Raw genomic sequence first — 20,073 nt, 5'->3', positions numbered from 1 at the left:
GAGTTTGTTGGCTTAGTTTAATTGGCGGTATTCAAGTGGCGTTTGCCCAACGCGCTGCTTGAATAACCGAGTAAAGTGCTGGGGATATTTAAATCCAAGTTCGTAGGCAATGTCGCTTACCGATTTCTTAGCATCAAAGATGCGCAATTTAGCCGCTTCGATCAATTTGGCCTGTATGTGTTCATGCGCCGATAGGCCGGTCTCTCTTTTAATCAGATCGCCGAAATAATTGGCCGATAAGTTCAGCTTTTCAGCGCAGTAAGCCACCGAAGGAAATCCCAGTTCTTTCGCCTGCCCGGAATGGATATAATCATTCAGTAAAATATCAAACCGCTCAATAACACCTTTATTGGCCTGTTCCCGGGTGATAAATTGCCTGTCATAGAAGCGGATGCTGTAATTCAGAAAAAGCTCAATCGTGTTAACGATCAGCGTACGGCTGAATTTGTCGACACCCTGCTCCAGTTCATACGCGATCTTGCTAAAAAGGTCCAAAACGATCTGTTGCTCTTTTTCCGAAATATGTAACGCCTCCCTGACGTCGTAAGAAAAAAAGGAATAGTCATGCATATGCTGGGACAGTGCGGTTCCTTTGATCAGATCTGCGTGAAAGAGCAACGCCCAGCCTTTCGGCTCCCGATCTCCGCTGACCACCTGTTTGCCCACGATCTGGCCGGGCGCCACAAAAACCAAAGTGCCTTCCTGATAGTCGTAGTAACTGCGGCCATAACGCAGTTCGCCGCATTTTGTCTGTTTCAGGTAAACCGCATATAAACCGAAATTATATGTCTTTGCAGGCATCGGTCTTGCGGCCGACAGATCGATCACGGATACAAGCGGGTGTAGCGTGGTAACGCCGCGCAGTTTATTATATTGATCTACGGTTTCAATTCTGGCTATCTCTTCCATATTTCAAATTTAGCTATTTATCGGGCGCCCGGCTACCCACCTGTAAAAATGGTAGTTGTTACCGTGTTCTGTATAAGCCAGGTATGGAAAAACTGCAGGATATTTGTAACATTGAATTAATACATCATATACTATGCAAAAGAGAAAATTAGGAATAAGTGGTTTGGAGGTTTCAGCGCTGGGCCTGGGCTGTATGGGGCTTAGCTTTGGCTACGGACCAGCCACAGAAAGATCAGCAGCCATAAAATTGATTCGCAGAGCGGTGGAACTCGGTGTTAACTTCTTCGACAGCGCTGAGGCTTATGGACCTTATACCAATGAAGAACTGCTGGGCGAAGCCCTGGCTCCCTTTCGTGATGAAGTGGTGATCGCCACGAAATTCGGTTTTAAAAATGCCACCACTGCGCAGGGAACAGACAGTCGCCCCGAAAACATCCGCGCCCATACGGAAGCGGCCTTGAAACGTTTAGCTACCGACCGGATCGATCTGCTGTACCAGCACCGTGTTGACCCGAAGGTACCGATGGAAGACGTAGCCGGCACGGTTAAAGATCTCATCGCAGAAGGTAAAGTAAAATATTTTGGCATGTCTGAAGCCAGTGCAGACAGCATTCGCAAGGCCCATGCGGTGCACCCGGTAGCCGCCCTGCAAAGCGAATACTCCTTATGGTGGCGCGAACCCGAAAAAGAAATATTCCCGGTACTGGAGGAACTGGGTATTGGTTTCGTTCCGTTCAGCCCTTTGGGCAGAGGTTTCCTGACCGGCGCAATCAACGCGGAAACGGCTTTCAGTGAGAACGATGTTCGCAAGCTCGTACCGCGCTTCAGTGAGGAAAGCCGCAAAGCCAATCAAAAGTTGATCGATGCGTTAGCAGGCATATCCACTAGTAAAAATGTCACCAACGCGCAGGTGGCCATTGCCTGGCTATTGGCGCAAAAGCCATGGATCGTACCCATACCCGGCACCACTAAGATCAGCCGCCTGGAAGAGAATATGGCCGCTGCGAAGCTCGCATTAACCGAACATGACCTGCAAGACATTGAAAGTGCTTTAAGTGTGATCAAAGTTATGGGTGACCGATACTCACAGCAAATGCAAAGCATGGTGGGTAAATAACAGATCCGTTGTTCAGAGAAATCTTTGTTATTAGTATAAAAACCATTGTTTGTAGCGGGGTAAGTTACCTACAGGTAAGCTTACCCCCGCTACTTTTGTCTGCCCCTGACGGTTTTAAGCTTTATGTGATTCTTCGACGATGAAACTTAAAACAGCCTCGCTTCTCTGTTGCGTTCACGGATCTCGTCATCGGTCTTTAGCATAAAGTTTTCTTTCACGTTGCTTTCTGCCATCGCCTGAACGTTTTCAATAAAAGGCCGCAATTTCGCTTCATATGCTTTGAAGGCCGCCCGATAGTCCCCCTCGTGTTGCTGCAGCGCCTCAGCCACTGCGGCCGCACCCAGTACGGACAAGGACCCGCCCTGACCCGCTGCGGGTGAGGCGCAGTAAGCGGCATCGCCAACCAGTGCTTCACGGCCCTTTGACCAGCAAGGCATTTTGATTTGACAGAACTTGTCGAAATAAAAATTGCCTGAACGGTTAACTTCTTCCAGCAGTTCATTGATCCGCCAACCTTTACCGGCAAATTGATCAGTGATCATTTGCTGCTGCTGTACTGCATCCCGGTAGTCGTAAGTTACCTCTTGCTCAGAAATATAAGTAAAAACAATGTCCGTCTTGCCATTATAGGCATTCAACATAACCGACCGGTAAGGGATCCGATACATTTGCATTGTCCGTTCCGGAACCAGCAAGCCCGGCACGATACTTATGGAAAAATAAGCACCAAGAAAGACAGTGTAGTTATTTTCCGGCCCAAACCAGTGCTTACGGACATTAGAATGTGAACCGTCGCAGCCGATCACCAGGTCAAATGTTCGCGGCGCAGCATGCTTAAATGAAACGAACATCGCGTCATCTTGTTCCTTTAAGGCAGTAACACTATCACTGAAAAGGAATTCTACTCTCTCACCTAATGCGATGAGCATTACCTCCACAAATTTGTCACGCTCTATCTCTATTTGTTCGCTTTCCGCAACTTGCTCGTTCTTCGCGTCATTTAAAACCATGCTACCCTCAGTCACATCATCGGCATTTTTGAATTCGACACGGTCGACGCCAAGCTGATGGCTTTTAAATTGCTCATAAAGGCCCATGCGTTTAGTAATGTGTACGGCTTCGGCGGTCAGGTCGACCGCGCCGCCCGCTGTCCGGGGCGCTGCAGCCGTTTCTACTACGGTCACCTGGTATCCGATATGATCCAGCCACCAGGCAGTGGACAGGCCGGCAATGCTTGCGCCGGAAACAAGTATCCTTTGATCTTTTATTGCTTTCATGCTTTGATTTTAAAAGCACAAAACTGGAGAAGTTAAACCGTTGAGGATAGAACAATTGCGACAAAATCATCACCTAGCCTTTCTTTACGCGCTTTTGTTTGTCTGGCAAAAGCGGCAGCAGTCAAGCCACTATAACGCTTAAATTCGCGATTAAGATGGGATTGATCCGCATATCCAAGCTCGTGAGCCAGCCCGGCGATACCAGTTTCAGGTGCGCACCATAGGCGGTCTCGCGCTTGCTCGAAACGCATCAGCCCCGATACGTCTTTAACCGTATGCCCTGACGACGCTTTAAATTTCCGTTCCAACGTGCGTACGGTTGAATGAGCTGCTTCAGCGACTTCAGTGACCGGCAACATACCATTACCCTCTAACATGGCTCTGCCTGCTTTGACTATTAAAGCACTAATGTTTGATGTCGTTTGCCTGGTCAGGAACCAGTCTCTAACCATGCCTAACGCTTCGGCAATTTTATCTTGTTGAAGTAAAAGCCCTAATTGATTTTGCAAGGAAGCAATAGGGTGCGCTGAACTGCCGATAACACCGCCTTTCATGGGTGCCAGGTTAAGCAGGTCATACACTGCCCAAGGACGGCATTTAATGCCAATAATTTTGAGCCGGTTCTTTGCGTAAAAATGAACCGTTTGCCCCAACAATCCCACAATAAATGGAGATGGCATCGGTTGCTGCGAATTGCCTTGTTCCAAAAGCAGTTCGGTCCCGAAATAGAAAATAATCTCTGCGTTTCCGTCTGGCAGCACCTCCAATGCCGCAGGCACAGGGCCAAACTCCCGCTCCAGATACCAAAATCCGTGTATCTGGTCTTTAACTTCATCAGGCGCGTTCAGTTCCAGGTGTTGCATCATTAAAAGTAAGACGAATGAGAAATATAGAAAATTTAAATAATATGAAGAGCGGTTTTGATACATATTGCTTATGGTGTTTTACTTAAAGCGATAAAGATCTGAGAAGTAATTAATAACCTTTATTTTGGTAGCTTTAATAATCATTTATTACTTTAATGAACTAATGCAGGTTTTCCAAGTTCCCGATATTGTTAAAGGTCATCCTCAGATCGAGGCCGGCGATATTCGTTTTGTTGATTACCGCGACAAAGGCGGTCCGTTCCGGAACCGTGTATTGTTCAAGACATTCGCCTTCAGTTTCGTTCAGCATGGCCAAAAGCATATTTACCGAGCCGAAGGCAGTACCATTTTGCGATCAGGACAAGGCATGCTGATACCTGAAGGCCATTCCATCATAGCCGAGCATAGTGATTCCAATGAGCCATATAACAGCATCATCATTTTCTTTCCGGCATCGCTCGGACAGGAGTTTATTGCTTCCAGGGAGCACCAGGAACTGGGTAAAGAAATTGCGCCCTATATTCATTTCGAGATCGACGGTTACATTGATGAGTACGTAAAAAGTCTTAAAGCGCTTATCTTTCGCGGGCAAAAGCTTTCTTCGGAATTAGCGATGATCAAAGTAAACGAACTGTTGACGGCCTTGTATGATCTTTATCCACACCTGCTCATATCACTGTTCGGCGGGCGGCGAGACCTCTCATTAAAGAACCTGATTGAGCAAAACCTGCTCAAAGAACTTAGCGTGGAAGAATTAGCCTTCTTGGCCAACCGCAGCGTCTCGTCCTTTAAGCGCGACTTCATCAAAATGTACGGTGTACCCCCGCAACAATACATTCGCGACCGCAAACTGGAGATTGCCGGAAAGGAGTTGTTAAAAGGAAGATCTGCCAGTGAACTTTACCTTGATTTCGGCTACCAGCATCTGTCAAATTTTAATACGGCATTTAAACGGAAATTCGGGGTAACGCCATCAACATACCGATCTATCGCCTGATCTGGACTTTGCGCAAAATGATCTGGACTTTGCGCAATAACAGAATGATACAGTCACAGCCCATATTTGGGTATGAAAAAGATCTTCACCCTTATTAGCTTCGTTACTTTTTATACCAGTATTTTTGCGCAAACATTTACACTGGCCAGTAAAGACCTTGGCGGGCAGTTCACCAATGAATTCGTGGCCGGTAACTTTGGTTGCAATGGTAAAAACCTTTCTCCGGAACTACACTGGTCAAACCCGCCAGCCGGAACCAAAGGCTTTGCCGTTACCATGTACGACCCGGATGCGCCTACCGGCAGCGGGTTCTGGCATTGGGTAGTCATCAATCTACCGGCTTCTACCTCGCAGCTCAGCCAGGGTGCCGGCAATGCCGATCTTAAATTGTTACCTGCCGGCAGTCTGCAGGGGCAGAATGATACCGGCTCACAAGGCTACCAGGGCCCTTGTCCCGACGACGACACACCGCATCGCTATCTCATTACGGTTTATGCTTTGAATACCGACAAGCTTTCGGCACCGCCAAACGCAACCGCAGCTTTAACGGGTTTCCTGCTGAACAAAGCCTCGATTGCTAAAGCATCCCTTATCGTGTATTGCAAAAAATAATATGGCAGCGCGTATTCATGTAATTGGCGCCGGCGCTATAGGCAAAGCATTGGCTGTTTGCCTTGCCAATGCAGGCAGAGATATTATCTTGATCAGGGGCAGCAAGGATGACCAGCCTGACGAGGTGGAAAGCATTCGGTTAAACTTATCCGACGGCTCGATGCTACAGGCTAATCTGAAAATAAAAACCTTCAGCGCGATAAAAGAAGCGGACGGTATTTTCGTGGTGGCCAGTAAATCTTTAGCGAATGAAGGGATCGCAGACAAGCTGCAAAAGCTAGCGATCAACGCACCTGTAGTGCTGCTGCAAAACGGCCTGAACATTGAACGACCGTTCCTGAGCAAAGGCTTCCGGAACTTATACCGCTGCGTTTTACTGGCGACCAGCCAGTTTGAGACTACTGACGCATTGCGGTTCCGGCCGGTAGCTGCCAGTCCCATTGGAAGCATTGATAGTGAAGCCGCTTTCAATGAAGTTGTTGTTGACCAGCTTCATACTAACTGGTTCCCGTTCATACGGGTAGATCATATCCATAAAATGGTCTGGCAAAAGGCTATCGTCAACTGCGTTTTCAATTCGGTTTGTCCTTTACTGGAAGTGGATAACGGCGTATTCCACCGTGAACCTGCGGCGATGCAATTAGCGGACTACATTATTGAGGAATGTATTCTGATAGCGGATCATTCGGGATTGTCACTAAGGTTGGAAGACATAAGGAACACCTTGCTATCGATCAGCCGTGCTTCGGACGGACAATTCATTTCCACCTTACAGGATATTAGGAATCACCGGCCCACAGAAATTGAAACGTTAAACCTTGAAGTGGCCGCCATTGCCAGATCGTTAGGTCTGGAAGACAAAGTAGCCATCACCCGCACATTAGGCGAACTTACTGCACTTAAATCATACTTAAACCGCTGATCTATGCCATCCATTTGGAGAAAGAAATCTATAAAACTATTACTTGAAGAAACAGGTGAAAGCAAAGGCCTTAAAAGAACGCTTACCGCCTGGTCGCTCATTGCACTCGGCATCGGAGCGGTTATCGGCTCCGGCTTATTTGTGAGTACGGCTACCGCGATAGCTGATGATGCCGGCCCATCCGTTACCATAGCTTTTTTTGTAGCTGCCCTTGGCTGCGCCTTAAGCGGCTTTTCTTATGCCGAACTGGCCTCGGCTATACCCGTATCCGGTAGCGCCTATACGTACACTTATGCCACCATGGGCGAGCTCGTCGCCTGGATCATTGGCTGGGACCTCATTTTGGAATATGCCGTAGGCGCGGCTACCGTTGCCATTTCCTGGAGCCAGTACCTAAACAACTTGCTGGTTAATGTGCTGCATTTACCGGCCATTCCGTACGCACTCTCACATTCGCCGTTTCAACATGCGGCAACGGGTGAACAAGGACTTATCAACCTGCCTGCGCTGATCATCATTGTGCTGGTGAGTCTACTTCTGATCAAAGGAACACACGAATCTGCGCTGGTAAACGGTGTCATCGTGATCATTAAAGTAAGCATCGTGATCCTCATCATAGTACTTGGTTGGAGCTTTATTAATCCTGCCAATCATGTTCCCTATATCCCTGCTGCTAGCAGCTATACGGATGAACAGGGCTTTACACATAAGTTCGGTGGTATAGAAGGCATCCTAGCTGCAGCCGGAACCGTGTTTTTCGCATTTATCGGCTTTGATGCGGTAAGCACAACGGCGCAGGAAACCATCAACCCTAAACGCGACATGCCGATAGGCATTTTAGGAACGCTTGCTTTTTGCGCCGTGCTCTATATCCTTTTCGGCCATGTATTGTCGGGATTGGGCAGTGTTAATGATTTTCGCACCAGCGGGAAAGAAGCGTCGGTCGCTTTTGCCATTCAACGCTATATGCCGGGTTATGGCTGGCTGGCGCAGCTGGTAACTGTAGCGTTGTTGGCCGGCTTCTCCTCGGTCATCCTGGCCATGCTGATGGGCCAGTCTCGGGTTTTCTATGCGATGGGCAAAGATGGTTTGTTGCCGGGCTATTTTTCAACCCTCCATCCGAAATTCCACACGCCCTATAAAGCCAATATCGTTATCATGATCCTCGTTGGCTTATTCGCCGCTTTTGTGCCAGGTACCGTTGTTGGCCATATGAGCAGTATTGGCACCTTGTTCGCCTTCATTCTCGTTAGTGTGTCGGTAATCATTCTGCGGAAAAGAGAACCTAACCTTGAACGTCAATTTAAAGCGCCATGGGTGCCGTTCATACCGTTGCTGGGCATTGCATTCTGTGGCGCGATGATCTATGGGTTAGGCTGGACCAACTGGCTGAGATTATTTGTGTGGTTGATCATCGGGATTGTTATTTATTTTGGCTACGGTCGTAAAAACAGTAAATTAAGATAAAAGACTTGCTTATGGATAATGAATATCTGCAAAGCGCTATCAAGCAGTTTGAGTATTACAAGCTGTTAGGCGAAAGAACATTTGAGCAATTGACCGACGAACAACTCTTTTGGCAAGCTAATGAAGAGAGCAATAGCATTGCGGTGATCGTTAAACACCTGTCCGGCAATATGCTGAGCAGATGGACCGACCTGTTGACCACAGATGGCGAAAAACCATGGCGCGACCGGGATGCGGAGTTTGAAAATGACCTTACTACCCGAAGCCAGGTAACAGCTTGCTGGGATAAGGGCTGGGAAATGCTGCTGAACACCTTAAAGGCATTGCAACCCGCGGACCTGGACAGGATCGTTTACATCCGCAATCAGGGCCACACGGTATTAGAGGCGATCAACCGGCAGCTGGCACATTACCCTTATCATGTTGGGCAGATCGCTTTTATCGGAAAAATGCGTGCTGATCATTGGACTTCATTGTCGATACCGAAGGGCCGATCAACGGGTTACAACAGCGAAAAGTTTAGCCAGCCACAGGCAAGGCAACATTTCACCGATCAAATATTAAATAGAAAGACTAACCATGATGACACAGCAAAAGGCGAATGAATTTGCCAAACAATGGATAGAGGCCTGGAACAGTCATGACCTTGACCGGATCATGGCGCAGTATGCTGAAGAGGTGGAATTCAATTCACCTATGATCATATCGCTGGGAATGAACGATGATGGCCGGATTATGGGCAAAACCATATTAAGACAATATTTCGAGAAGGGACTTAACGCTTACCCCGAATTGAACTTCAAGCTGCACTATGTTTTTTGCGGGATTGATTCCCTGGTTATTAAGTATGAAAGCGTGAACGGAAAACCGGCAGCAGAGGTCATGCAGTTGAATGCTACGTCCCGGGCTAGCCATGTAACATGCCACTATTAAACAAGTCAAGGGTAGGGGTGGAGAATTCGCTGATATTGCAACAATGACCATGCGGTTCTTCTGCGGAGCGGCGAGCACAAAAGGCACATCTTTCAGTTCAGGCCGGCGGCGCGCCAGCCCGTCCGTTAGCAAATGCCGGAACCAGGTTGCCATAAAACGCATTTGCATCGCTCAACCCAGCTGCCTGTCTGCCCGTTCCGTACTTTCAGCAGATCGACCTGCCAGCGCATAAACCCCGTACCCGGCAGTCCGTTAAGGTCAGCGCTTTGCAGGGACCGTACCTGCCAGCGCGCGGCACAGGCCGTAGAACCAAATTTACCCGCGTTCCGCAGCACAACCCTGTGACCCGACTGTGTTCAACAGCCAGCTGGAATCGCCGTGATTGCCGGAAATCCATCTCCCGGAGTTCGCAGATTACGGCTGTGAGCCCAGGGCATTTTAATGCTTCTTCCATAACCCATAGGGTATCTTTGTTATTCATCAGGCTAAGAAAGATAACCTGGTACGGCTCAACGCCAAAAGAGGACAGGGCGGGAGCGAACAAACGTCGCTCACGGCCAATCCAGATACAGGCCCCGCTGGGCGGAATCAATACGGATAATATGCCCGAGACCAGCCCGCGGAACCGGTAGCCTGCTCGCTGCTGGCGCAAACCAGTTCGTGCACGCTGCTTTTGGGAATACACCGTTCGGGAAACACTTTCCAGCGGCCCCAGCCCAAGCTGTGCACGCCGGCCACTCTGCGGCGGTTTGTAATCTTCCCATTTCAGGATATCCTGCCGAAGATGGTACTTTTTTTATAATAACTATGAGCAAAGACATGCCTCGATTGTAAACTTGATTTGGTGTGTAACATGGAAACGGGACGTGCTAGGCTTTCGCCTGCCAATGCTAACCCATGAGGAACCCGAGCTGGATATCAGCGAAATCATTGTTATGGATCCTGACAATACGTTCTATATGCGGATGGGCAGCGATGCGATGACAGAAGATAGAATAAGATAATTGCCACTTATGCCTTTTTAAACTCACTTGGTGTTTTTCCATACTTTGATTTGAAAACCGTAGCAAAGTAATTTGGGTTGGAGAAACCAACCATATAGGTTACTTCTGAAATTGTCAAATCTTCGGTACTTAATAAAAACTGAGCCTTTTTTAATCTCCTGTTTAAAATATAATCAGAGATATTACAATCCAATAAAGCCTTTACTTTACGGTATAATTGCATTCTGGAAATCCCTAATAGTTTACAGATATCTTCTATGCTGAATCTTTCATTAGCTAGATTTTGTTCAACTATTGCAGAGAGATCGCTTAAGAACTTTTTATCGAGCGTTTTGGTTGTGCGTGTCTTATCTATTGAATTTAAATCAGTTGAAAAATGTTTCTTTAAGATAATTCTGTTCCGAAGCAGGTTGCTAATGCCCGCCAACAGATAATCTATATGGAAAGGCTTACTTATGTAAAGGTCCGCCATCGCATTCATTCCTGAAATCTGCTGATCAATACTTGCTTGAGCGGTCAGTAAAATAACAGGGATATGGGAAGTCCGGAAATCGGATTTCAGGATTTTCGTGATCTCTTTACCGGAATAACCCGGCAGGACGACATCAGAGATCACAATATCGGGAACCTTTTCGTAAGCCTGTGAAAGGCCGTCATTTCCGTTTATCGCGGTAAAGACATCATAATGTAGTGAAAGCTGATCTTGCAGATAATTGAGCAGATCCGCGTTGTCTTCAATGATTAATACCGAGATGTCTTTCGGAAAGTCAAGGGTTATGGCGGGTGTATTCGAAGACACGCGTTCGAGATCGGCCTTATACGTGTTGAGCTCTTCCACATTGATCGTCCTATCTGCTCCGGCGGTCACTTTTTCGGAAACATCCAAATGACTGTCTCCGAGCGGCAAGGTAATTGTAAAACTGGTGCCCTTCCATTTCTGGCTTTTTACATCAATGTTTCCATGGTGCAGCATCACTATTTCCCTTGAAAGGGATAAACCGATCCCTGAACCGTTTATAGGTGCATTATCGGCCTGGTAAAATTGGTCGAAAATCAAGGCAACATCCTCCGGTGACATTCCGATACCGGTATCTTCAACGGTCACTATCACATGATTTGTCTCGTTGGTACTTATTTTTACGGTTACTTTTCCCTGGGACGTGCTGCATTTTATAGCGTTGGCAATAAGGTTAAAGAAAACCTTGTCCAGCATATTCACATCAAACCATACATTAAGTTTCCGCTCTGTTGTGAAAAAAAACAGGTGAATATCATGCTGCTGCGCATGAATACGAAAGTTTTCGACGATTTCGCGGACATAACTTACGATATTATTTTCCGTAGCTTTTATTTTTTGTTTGTCTATTTCAATTTTGCGATAGTCTATCAACTGATTTACCAGACGCAAAAGCCGGTGTGCGTTCTGGCTTACCAGTTTTAAATTTTTTTCAGCCTTTAAAGTCAACTTTTCTTTTGTTAAAACATCAGACAAGGGTGAAAGCATTAGTGTTAACGGAGTACGAAATTCATGCGAAATATTGGTAAAGAAGTTCAACCTGCCCTCCATTGCGGCTTCAGCTTTCGCCGACATTTCAATTAACTGATTTCGCTGGTTTTGTATTTCAAAGTTTTTTGCTTCCAGGCTAATGTTGATCTTTCTGTTTTCCTTTGATGATATAAAAACGAGGCCGCCTAAAATCAGCGCTAACACTAAAGAAATAACCACAATGTTCAAAATAATCTGCTGGCTTTTATAAATAGATACCTGTTCTGCAATCAGCTTTTGTTGCTTTTCAATGTCAACCTGCTGACTTGTTATTTTGCTGTATTGCATTTTCATCAGCTCGACATTATTGGAATCTACAATCAGCGATTTAAGTATATTATCCTTAACGAAGGGCTCATTATTTAATATCTTAAAAGCCGTTACAACAGCTTCTTTGCCGCATGTAGGATACACCACGCTTGCAGTCAGGAGCCGATCACTTACCATCTCCATACCGCCCCCCGGCCCGGGAAGAGCGTCTACGCCAATGATTTTTACCTTACCAGCGCCATCCAATGTCCTGAAGACATTTCTTGCACCAACGCCCATGTCATCATTGTGGGCAAAGACGGCATTGATGTCAGCAAGCGATCCTGTTCTCGCTTTCAAGCGTTTCTCTGCGATATCCTTTAACCAGTTTCCGGATAACCGCTGTTTAAGTTTTATATGCGGAAACAGCTTGATACCGTCTCTGAATCCACGCTCACGCTCTATCGCCGGTGATGAGCCCGCCAAACCCATAACTTCTATCACTTTTATATTCCCTTTGAAAGTGGTACCTAAATAGTTTGCAGCCATTCGGCCCAATTCATAATTATCGGCGCCTATATAGGCGGTATATTGTGATGAGGAAGTTTTTCTGTCTATTATAATCGTTGGGATTCCCTTATCGTAGGCTTCTTTTACAACGATGGCAAGCGGGTGCACCTCATTTGGTGAAATGATTAACACATCGATTTTCGAATTTAACATCTTCCGGACTTGCTCAATCTGAAGTTTACTGTTTCCTTTAGCATCGGCATATATGAAATTCACATTGCTGTGTAGCGACAATTCGGTTTTCATTTCATATAACATGGTTCTGCGCCAAAGATCAAGGCCGGTACATTGCGAAAAGCCTATAGTGTACTTCTTTTCCTGATGACTGCTGCCGCAACTGCTAAATAATATGATTACGATAATCAGGGGAAACCATACCGGCCTAACCGAACAGTTCTTTAAGATCATAATATGGAAGTTTATAATGGTTAACTAAACAGGCTGAAGGCTCGGCCTGCATAAATATAGCAATAAACCAATGGCGTCGTCAACGTACAACCCAATTAAAAATTCATTTAGGGGGTCTATACGATACATAAACAAAGATTGTGGTTACATACGCAAAGGCGCACTCAGGTGTATTTTCGATATTTTAAAAATAATCAGTTGAAAATAAGGATTTTATAACTTGTGTAAGCAGCCTGCTGGTTTTTGAAATTATTTCAATACCGCGCGCCGGCAGAGGACTGTACCTTGCAACCATCAATCTCTTATAACCCTTTTTAATTATGAACAAAAACTCTGTTGTGGCGTGGTCCATGGTTGTTGCTTTAGGTGGTTTCCTTTTCGGTTTTGATACTGCAGTAATTTCAGGTGCAGAAAAAGCTATTCAGCATTACTGGAATCTCTCGGTATTTGAACACGGGCTCACCATATCCATTGCCTTATTCGGAACGGTAATAGGGTCAATTTTTGGTTCCAGACCATCTGATTACTTTGGCAGAAAAAATACACTTCTTTTTGTGGCAATAGCTTATTTGCTGTCATCCGTTGGTACAGCAATTACATCTAACTGGATAATTTTCCTTTCTTTCAGGTTTCTGGGCGGTTTAGGCGTAGGTGCCTCATCTGTTACTGCCCCTATTTATATTTCAGAGGTTTCTCCAGCAGCGAAGCGGGGAAAACTTGTTGGTTTGTTTCAGTTTAATGTCGTTTTGGGAATACTGATTTCTTATTTATCAAATTACTTAATTAGCCAAATGGGAGATAGCTCGTGGCGCCTTATGCTTGGAATACAGGCGTTGCCGTCACTCGTCTTCCTGGTGCTGATAAAATTTATACCGGAAAGCCCACGTTGGTTGATCGTAAAAAAAGATGATGTGCAGCGTGCTGTTGCCATATTACAAGTCATTAATCCAATAGGATATCAGGACGATCTGGTTGCCATTCAAAACTCCAGGCACGACAATGTTGGTAAGATGTCCGGTCGCTTATTTTCAGGCCAGTACAAAACACCTGTAATACTCGCGGTTGTTTTTGCCTTTTTTAATCAGGTGTCCGGAATAAACGCTATCATTTATTACGCTCCGAGAATATTTGAAATGGCCGGGCTTGGGGCGCACTCCTCGCTGTTATCAACTGTAGGTATCGGCATGATCAATTTTATTTTCACCCTTTTGGCAATTAACGTTATAGACAAGGTTGGCCGCAAAAAACTCATGTTGATAGGGTCGGTTGGCCTGATCGCCTCGCTCGCTCTGGTGGCTTCAACATTTCACTCAGGTAAATTCGACGGATTTGCCATCCCCATGTATATTATGATCTTTATCGCCTTTTTCGCATTTTCCCAAGGCGCTGTGATCTGGGTATTTATTTCAGAGATATTTCCGAATCAGGTAAGGGCAAAAGGACAAACCCTTGGAAGTTCCACGCATTGGATAATGGCAGCGATTATCGCATTCTCATTTCCCTATCTGGCCGAAAAGCTGGGTGGCACGATAACTTTCTCATTTTTTGCAACCATGATGATATTGCAATTAATATTCGTGTGGCGCTGGATGCCGGAGACTAAAGGAAAATCATTGGAACAAATGGACACTCAACTTATCATACACTAATATGGACAACGCTGCTCATATACCGGCAATATGTTTTGGAGAAGTACTTTGGGATGTGCTTCCGCAAGGCCCGCAACCTGGTGGTGCCGCATTAAATGTGGCTTATCATTTAAGAAAGATGGGAATTGAAAGCGGATTGGCGAGCCGTATCGGCAAAGATATACAAGGAGAAAATCTGGAGAAGCTGCTGGATTTGTGGGGTATAAAAAAACATTTGTTGCAATTTGATGAACATTATCCAACGAGCGAGGTAATTGCCACCTTAAACGAATACAATGAAGCATCGTATGAGATTGTATTTCCGGTGGCCTGGGATTTTATCAGTGACAGTAAATCAATAACCGCAGCCATTAAATCAACAACTTACGTTATTTACGGAAGCCTGGCTTGCCGAAATCAGGTGACAAGAGATACACTCCTGGATATACTTGAGAAGGAATCGATAAAAGTACTGGATATTAATTTAAGGCCGCCATATATTGACAGGGCACTTTTGATTGAATTGCTGAACAGGGCGAATATTGCCAAACTGAATCATACGGAATTAGAATCGGTTCAAAGCCTGTTTCAGGGCAGGTATTCTCACGAAACGTCTCAGGTAAAGTTTGTGCAGGAGAGATTCAACATTCCGGAGATCGTTATTACGAAAGGCGAATTCGGCGCGTCGTATTATAAAAATAATGAAGCTTATCATGTTGCCGGCTATGAAGTTGATGTGAAGGATACTGTGGGCAGCGGCGACGCTTTTTTAGCCGCATTTATCGCCAACCATTATTTGAATGAAAGTCCTGTAACTATTTTGAAGAATGCCATGTCGATGGGAGGGTTTGTCGCAACAAAACCAGGTGGCTGTCCGGAATACAAGTTTTCTGAATATGTTACTTTTCGCGAACAACTTTTTTCCGGCGTATAACAGATAACGATTATACATACTAAATATAAACCAATGAGCAGAATCAATAACCTTGTTTTTTTAATGTGCTGTATGTTTTTACCCTATTCAGTATGCTTGGCGCAGCAAAAGCCTGTAGGTAAGAACAAAGTGACCCTGGCGTCGCTGTTAGAAGAAATGATATCATTTGACAGCCAGGTGAATTATCCCGTTCAGTCATATACCTGCAAGCAAGTGAGCAGTTATGACAGGCGTACGATAAGTCCTGACAAACCCGGATGGTTCGCCAACGACGATGGTGCCGGCTATGTACGCCTGGATAGTATCAACGGGCGAAAAGAAAAAGTGATGTTTGAAGCCGAAGGACCCGGCGTTGTGACACGTATATGGATGACTACACTGATAAAAAACGGTGTTTTGCGCTTCTATTTTGATGGCAGTAAAATTCCTGCATTCGAAATCCAGGGTTATGACATGAATAAGACGCCCTTTTATGCCGGGAAGGCTTTATCGCTGACACATACGCACTATACACCGGAAGGTAAAGGCGGAAATACCTTCATGCTTCCCCTGCCTTATCAAAAAAGTTGCCGTATCACATTTGAAGAGCCTGATTACAGTAAAAAGATACCCCGTTATTATCATATCAACTATCGTACATATAAACCCGGCACGCAAGTGCAAACCTTTACATTGGCCGAAGCAGCAAGTTTACAAAGTAGGATAGAAGACGTAAACAGCCGGCTATTAAACCCGCCAACTTTTACAGGGGGCGAAAAACAATCACTTTCAGCACAGATTGATTCCGGCGAACGTGTATCGATTGACTTGCCTAAAGGGACATTTGCAATAAAAAATCTTGCTATTGACATAAAAGGGAACAAAGGCGATTACGGAATCATGATGCGCAACGTAATTTTGAAAATCAAGTTTGACGGAAAGGAAACGGTAAGGGTACCACTAAGTGATTTTTCGGGTGCGGGATTTGGCTCGCGTAAAGTTGATAGTTGGTATATCAGTGCGGATGGCAAAGGATCGGTAACCAGCCGCTGGGTGATGCCTTATAAATCTAGTGCACAAATTGAACTGGAAAACTTATCTCCGTTTCCTGTTACCGCATCGGTAATACTGAACTGCGCGCCGTGGAGCTGGGGAGCAAACACCTTATACTTTCATACCTCATGGAAGGAAGAGAAGAATATCCCGCTGAACAATCAATATGACAACGACAGTGAAAACCTTGACTGGAACTTTGTAACCCTAAGCGGCCGCGGAATATACAAAGGCGATTTGATGACGCTGTTTAACTATGCGCCTGATTGGTACGGTGAAGGTGATGAAAAGATATGGGTTGACGATGATAAGTTTCCTTCATTTATAGGCACCGGCACAGAAGACTATTACAACTGTTCATGGGCGCCGGTGGTTCCGTTTTACACACCTTTTGGCGGTGCCCCGCGCGCCGACAATACCAGTTCATATGGTTATAATTCATTCCTCAGAACAAGAAATCTTGACAATATACTTTTTACCAGGCAACTGAAATTTGATCTGGAGATGCTGAGCTGGAATAAGGGGAAGGAAGATTGTTCAACCACTGTTTTCTGGTATGGCGACGCTGGTTCATCAGCCAAAAAGTGACCGCTTACATAACAGACGAAAAATTAAAACCCAATAAATTTAAATATGAGACAAATTTACATTTCGGCCATAATGCTATGCTTATGCCTGAATTTTTGCCCGCCGGTGCATGCCAATGCGCTTATATTACATGCGGGTCATGCTACGGCACCTATAACAATAACCGGCCAGGTCACCGGCCCTGACGGACAGCCTCTTCCCGGTGTGTCGGTGTCTGAAACAGGAACTAAAAATGCCACGTCAACCAGCGCCCAGGGTTATTACATCATTAAGGTAGATAACCCTAACGCGATATTGCGTTTTTCATTTGTTGGAATGAAACCACAGGATATAGCTGTCGCGGGAAGGCAGACAATTGACATACAATTTGAAAGTAGCAGCGTCGAATTGCAGGAAGTGACAGTTTCTATAGGATATGGCAGTATTCGCAAAGAGGAAGTTACCAGCTCTGTCGCACGCGTGGGATCAGATGACTTTGTTAAGGGACTGGTTACCTCCCCACTTGACCTGTTGAGAGGCAAGATTGCCGGTTTAGCGATCTCACATACATCGGGTAACCCAGCAAATCAAAATGTCGACATTATGCTGAGAGGTGTATCAACATTGGCGGCGTCCGCTTCGCCGCTGATTGTTATCGACGGAATTACCGGCGGAAGCCTTAATGCCGTAAATCCTGACAATATTGAAAGCATTACCGTGTTGAAAGATGGTTCTGCAGCGGCCATATACGGTACGCAGGGAACAAACGGCGTCATAATCATTACCACAAAAACGCCAACTGCAGGTAAAGCTACGGTTACATACAACGGGTATGCCTCCATTGATAAAATAAGAAACCCTTTAAAAATCTTAACCGCAGCGGATGTACGCCGCTATAAGCAGGATCCGGCATTCAGCACAATAAATGATTATGGGTCGTCAACTGATTGGCTCAAAGAAATTACCGGTACGCCTGTAAGCCAGGTACATGACCTGTCTGTGAGTGGTGGTAACCGTAATACAAGCTATGTAGGTGATGTTTCATTAAGACAGCAAAACGGCGTGATAAACGAAACCAGTAAGCGATCACTTATTACAACTTTCAGGGTGAACCATGCTATGTTCGATGATAAATTGAAGCTTAATTTCAATATCAGCAACAATGTCGTGACGGATCATCAAGTGCCTGTTGAAACATACGCAAACGCGTTGCTTCGTAGCCCGACACTATCTGTTTATAATGACGATGGTTCATACAGGGAACTCAATAACACAGGTATCAACCCTGTTGGCTTAGTCAACGAAGCCAAAGGAAGCAATGAATACAACCAGCTGATGATGAATGGCAAGATAGCCATACGTCCTGTAAAATCACTAGAACTGAGCGCGATGGGCGCTTATCAAAACGACTACAATATTTACAATTACAGTACCACCTTCCGTTCATATGCGGCGACTTTAGGCGGCCGCAACGGTGAGGCTTATTTGAATGGTGGCCGGGGTGAAAATAAAAACCTGGAGTTGCAGGCTAATTATTCCAAAACTTTCAGCAAGCACATTATCAACGCGATGCTTGGCTACTCTTATCAGGATTATACCAAAGAGGCCTGGGGAATGAGTGCCAACAACTTTCCTTTAGACATTTTCGGAGCATGGAATATCGGCTCTGCAAACTCAATTAAACAGGGGCTTGCACAGTTAAGCAGCAACAAATTTTCATGGAAGCTGATTGCATTTTTTGGCAGGATAAATTACAATTTTGATGATAAGTACCTGGTCATGGCAAGTTTGCGTAGGGAGGGCTCATCTAAGTTCGGCGTCAACAATAAATGGGGATATTTTCCGGCGGTTTCCGCCGGGTGGCGTATCAGCAATGAATCTTTCATGAAAGACGTTTCATTCATAAACGATTTAAAACTGCGCGCCGGCTTCGGCATTACCGGTACAGCTCCTACAGACGCCTATCTGTCATTAACTACTTACCGGTTTGATCCGAGCATCGCCATGTACGATAACGGACAGTGGGTGAGCGCCCTGGTGCCGTCAAGTAACCCAAACCCAAATCTAAAGTGGGAACGTAAAAGAGAAATAAATGTCGGGTTAGACTTCACTTTATTCAATAAAGTATTTAATGGAAGTATTGATGTTTACCATCGACGTACCAACGACTTGCTGTACACCTATAGTGTACCTGTTCCGCCAAATATATATAACAGCATTTTTGCTAACGTAGGCTCAATAAGCAATAAAGGTATTGAGTTTGCAGGCAGCGTGCAATTGATCAATAAAGATAAGTTCTCATGGAGCGTATTGGGAAATGTATCGTACAATCAGAATAAGGTGATATCATTGTCAGGGGATGTGTATAAGCGCGACTACCTCAATGTAGGTGAAACTGGCGAGCCCATTCAAACCTATACCCACAGAATAGAATCCGGCCAAGCTTTAGGGAATTTTTATGCCTGGGAAGTAAGCGGCCTGAAACCGGTCGGTAACCAATGGCAGGTCGTTGGAGCAGGTGACGACAGCCCCGGCGAACAGCAGAAAAAAATTGTTGGTAACGGTATGCCAAAAGTCTTTTCAGGCCTGACCACTAACCTGCGCTACGGTAACCTGGATATGACGGTTGCCTTGCGGGGCACCTTTGGTTTTGATATCCTGAATCAATATCGTATGCAGCGCGAAACGCTGTCATGGATACAAACTTATAACCTGCCGCAATCGGCATTTGATAAACCATTTGGCGGAAACGATTACAACACCGCTCCGCCAATCTATTCAAACTATTATATTGAAAAGGGAAATTTTGTGAAGCTGGACAACGTGGCCATCGGTTATTCATTTACTATTAAAAATCAACCTTATTTAAAAAGGGCAAGAATATACCTATCTGGTCAAAACCTGGCTACTATAACCGGGTACAAGGGTATGGATCCCGAGGTGGCCGTCTCAGGAGTTACCCCCGGTGTAGACGTACTGAAAAATTATCCTAACGTAACCACCTATCTGGTTGGCCTGAATCTTAACTTTTAATA

The 20,073-nt window shown here is 45.4% G+C and carries 16 protein-coding genes; 11 read left to right on the top strand and 5 right to left on the bottom strand.

The features are described 5' to 3' along the window. Positions 1 to 12: 12 nt before the first annotated feature. Positions 13 to 909, bottom strand: a complete 897-nt coding sequence (locus EOD41_RS10325) for a helix-turn-helix domain-containing protein (RefSeq protein ID WP_127704724.1) — start codon at positions 907 to 909, stop codon at positions 13 to 15. A 133-nt stretch (positions 910 to 1,042) separates the two neighbouring features. Here EOD41_RS10325 and EOD41_RS10320 point away from each other — a divergent pair, with 133 nt between their 5' ends. Next, positions 1,043 to 2,026: an aldo/keto reductase gene (locus tag EOD41_RS10320; RefSeq protein WP_127704723.1), complete on the top strand. Its 984-nt coding sequence runs from the start codon at positions 1,043 to 1,045 to the stop codon at positions 2,024 to 2,026. A gap of 146 nt (positions 2,027 to 2,172) precedes the next feature. Here the strand turns inward: EOD41_RS10320 and EOD41_RS10315 are convergent, their stop codons facing one another. Then, positions 2,173 to 3,303, bottom strand: a complete 1,131-nt coding sequence (locus EOD41_RS10315) for an FAD-dependent monooxygenase (protein WP_127704722.1) — start codon at positions 3,301 to 3,303, stop codon at positions 2,173 to 2,175. A gap of 32 nt (positions 3,304 to 3,335) precedes the next feature. Further along, positions 3,336 to 4,232: a helix-turn-helix domain-containing protein gene (locus tag EOD41_RS10310; protein WP_205780533.1), complete on the bottom strand. Its 897-nt coding sequence runs from the start codon at positions 4,230 to 4,232 to the stop codon at positions 3,336 to 3,338. A gap of 61 nt (positions 4,233 to 4,293) precedes the next feature. Here EOD41_RS10310 and EOD41_RS10305 point away from each other — a divergent pair, with 61 nt between their 5' ends. The 6 genes from EOD41_RS10305 to EOD41_RS10280 all read left to right on the top strand — a co-directional run bounded on the left by EOD41_RS10305 (position 4,294) and on the right by EOD41_RS10280 (position 9,100). Continuing rightward, complete coding sequence (locus EOD41_RS10305; protein ID WP_164849917.1) at positions 4,294 to 5,166, top strand: helix-turn-helix domain-containing protein; 873 nt, start codon at positions 4,294 to 4,296, stop codon at positions 5,164 to 5,166. Positions 5,167 to 5,238: 72 nt separating this feature from the next. Beyond that, the gene (locus EOD41_RS10300; RefSeq protein ID WP_127704720.1) at positions 5,239 to 5,778 is read left to right on the top strand and encodes a YbhB/YbcL family Raf kinase inhibitor-like protein; all 540 of its coding nucleotides are present in this window, start codon (positions 5,239 to 5,241) and stop codon (positions 5,776 to 5,778) included. Between the two features lies 1 nt (position 5,779). Further along, positions 5,780 to 6,700: a ketopantoate reductase family protein gene (locus EOD41_RS10295; protein ID WP_127704719.1), complete on the top strand. Its 921-nt coding sequence runs from the start codon at positions 5,780 to 5,782 to the stop codon at positions 6,698 to 6,700. Positions 6,701 to 6,703: 3 nt separating this feature from the next. Then, positions 6,704 to 8,167, top strand: coding sequence for an amino acid permease (locus tag EOD41_RS10290; protein ID WP_127704718.1), 1,464 nt, complete (start codon positions 6,704 to 6,706; stop codon positions 8,165 to 8,167). Positions 8,168 to 8,178: 11 nt separating this feature from the next. Next, complete coding sequence (locus EOD41_RS10285) at positions 8,179 to 8,772, top strand: DUF1572 domain-containing protein (RefSeq protein ID WP_127704717.1); 594 nt, start codon at positions 8,179 to 8,181, stop codon at positions 8,770 to 8,772. Further along, complete coding sequence (locus tag EOD41_RS10280) at positions 8,747 to 9,100, top strand: nuclear transport factor 2 family protein (RefSeq protein WP_205780532.1); 354 nt, start codon at positions 8,747 to 8,749, stop codon at positions 9,098 to 9,100. Before EOD41_RS10285 ends, EOD41_RS10280 begins: the two co-directional genes overlap by 26 nt. A 125-nt stretch (positions 9,101 to 9,225) precedes the next feature. Here the strand turns inward: EOD41_RS10280 and EOD41_RS10275 are convergent, their stop codons facing one another. Next, positions 9,226 to 9,435 (bottom strand): hypothetical protein, encoded by a 210-nt coding sequence (locus EOD41_RS10275; protein ID WP_127704716.1) that lies wholly within the window; start codon positions 9,433 to 9,435, stop codon positions 9,226 to 9,228. A gap of 676 nt (positions 9,436 to 10,111) precedes the next feature. Continuing rightward, positions 10,112 to 12,877 carry a substrate-binding domain-containing protein gene (locus EOD41_RS10270; protein WP_127704715.1) on the bottom strand — a complete coding sequence of 922 codons (2,766 nt, stop codon included), beginning with the start codon at positions 12,875 to 12,877 and terminating at the stop codon, positions 10,112 to 10,114. A gap of 320 nt (positions 12,878 to 13,197) precedes the next feature. On the opposite strand from EOD41_RS10270, the gene EOD41_RS10265 reads away from it, so the two are divergent. From EOD41_RS10265 to EOD41_RS10250, 4 genes are read left to right on the top strand one after another with little or no spacing between them, the layout of a single operon-like run. After that, the gene (locus tag EOD41_RS10265; protein ID WP_127704714.1) at positions 13,198 to 14,526 is read left to right on the top strand and encodes a sugar porter family MFS transporter; all 1,329 of its coding nucleotides are present in this window, start codon (positions 13,198 to 13,200) and stop codon (positions 14,524 to 14,526) included. A 1-nt stretch (position 14,527) separates the two neighbouring features. Beyond that, the gene (locus EOD41_RS10260; protein WP_127704713.1) at positions 14,528 to 15,439 is read left to right on the top strand and encodes a carbohydrate kinase family protein; all 912 of its coding nucleotides are present in this window, start codon (positions 14,528 to 14,530) and stop codon (positions 15,437 to 15,439) included. 33 nt (positions 15,440 to 15,472) lie between these two features. Next, positions 15,473 to 17,059: a glycoside hydrolase family 172 protein gene (locus EOD41_RS10255; protein WP_205780531.1), complete on the top strand. Its 1,587-nt coding sequence runs from the start codon at positions 15,473 to 15,475 to the stop codon at positions 17,057 to 17,059. Between the two features lie 45 nt (positions 17,060 to 17,104). Then, a complete protein-coding gene (locus EOD41_RS10250) occupies positions 17,105 to 20,071 on the top strand; it encodes a SusC/RagA family TonB-linked outer membrane protein (RefSeq protein WP_127704712.1) in 2,967 nt (988 codons plus the stop codon). Positions 20,072 to 20,073: the final 2 nt, after the last annotated feature.

Origin of the sequence: Mucilaginibacter limnophilus, from assembly GCF_004005815.1 — a bacterium.
GTDB classification, from domain to species: Bacteria; Bacteroidota; Bacteroidia; order Sphingobacteriales; family Sphingobacteriaceae; genus Mucilaginibacter; species Mucilaginibacter limnophilus.
Note: the sequence above shows the minus strand (reverse complement) of the source record. Positions and strands in the feature narration are given on the sequence as shown.

Bases quoted from the DNA above. Each gene is read 5' to 3' on its own strand.
- EOD41_RS10325 (WP_127704724.1), bottom strand. From the start codon at position 909: ATGGAAGAGATAGCCAGAATTGAAACCGTAGATCAATATAATAAACTG.
- EOD41_RS10320 (WP_127704723.1), top strand. From the start codon at position 1,043: ATGCAAAAGAGAAAATTAGGAATAAGTGGTTTGGAGGTTTCAGCGCTG.
- EOD41_RS10315 (WP_127704722.1), bottom strand. From the start codon at position 3,303: ATGAAAGCAATAAAAGATCAAAGGATACTTGTTTCCGGCGCAAGCATT.
- EOD41_RS10310 (WP_205780533.1), bottom strand. From the start codon at position 4,232: ATGTATCAAAACCGCTCTTCATATTATTTAAATTTTCTATATTTCTCA.
- EOD41_RS10300 (WP_127704720.1), top strand. From the start codon at position 5,239: ATGAAAAAGATCTTCACCCTTATTAGCTTCGTTACTTTTTATACCAGT.
- EOD41_RS10295 (WP_127704719.1), top strand. From the start codon at position 5,780: ATGGCAGCGCGTATTCATGTAATTGGCGCCGGCGCTATAGGCAAAGCA.
- EOD41_RS10290 (WP_127704718.1), top strand. From the start codon at position 6,704: ATGCCATCCATTTGGAGAAAGAAATCTATAAAACTATTACTTGAAGAA.
- EOD41_RS10285 (WP_127704717.1), top strand. From the start codon at position 8,179: ATGGATAATGAATATCTGCAAAGCGCTATCAAGCAGTTTGAGTATTAC.
- EOD41_RS10280 (WP_205780532.1), top strand. From the start codon at position 8,747: ATGATGACACAGCAAAAGGCGAATGAATTTGCCAAACAATGGATAGAG.
- EOD41_RS10270 (WP_127704715.1), bottom strand. From the start codon at position 12,877: ATGATCTTAAAGAACTGTTCGGTTAGGCCGGTATGGTTTCCCCTGATT.
- EOD41_RS10265 (WP_127704714.1), top strand. From the start codon at position 13,198: ATGAACAAAAACTCTGTTGTGGCGTGGTCCATGGTTGTTGCTTTAGGT.
- EOD41_RS10260 (WP_127704713.1), top strand. From the start codon at position 14,528: ATGGACAACGCTGCTCATATACCGGCAATATGTTTTGGAGAAGTACTT.
- EOD41_RS10255 (WP_205780531.1), top strand. From the start codon at position 15,473: ATGAGCAGAATCAATAACCTTGTTTTTTTAATGTGCTGTATGTTTTTA.
- EOD41_RS10250 (WP_127704712.1), top strand. From the start codon at position 17,105: ATGAGACAAATTTACATTTCGGCCATAATGCTATGCTTATGCCTGAAT.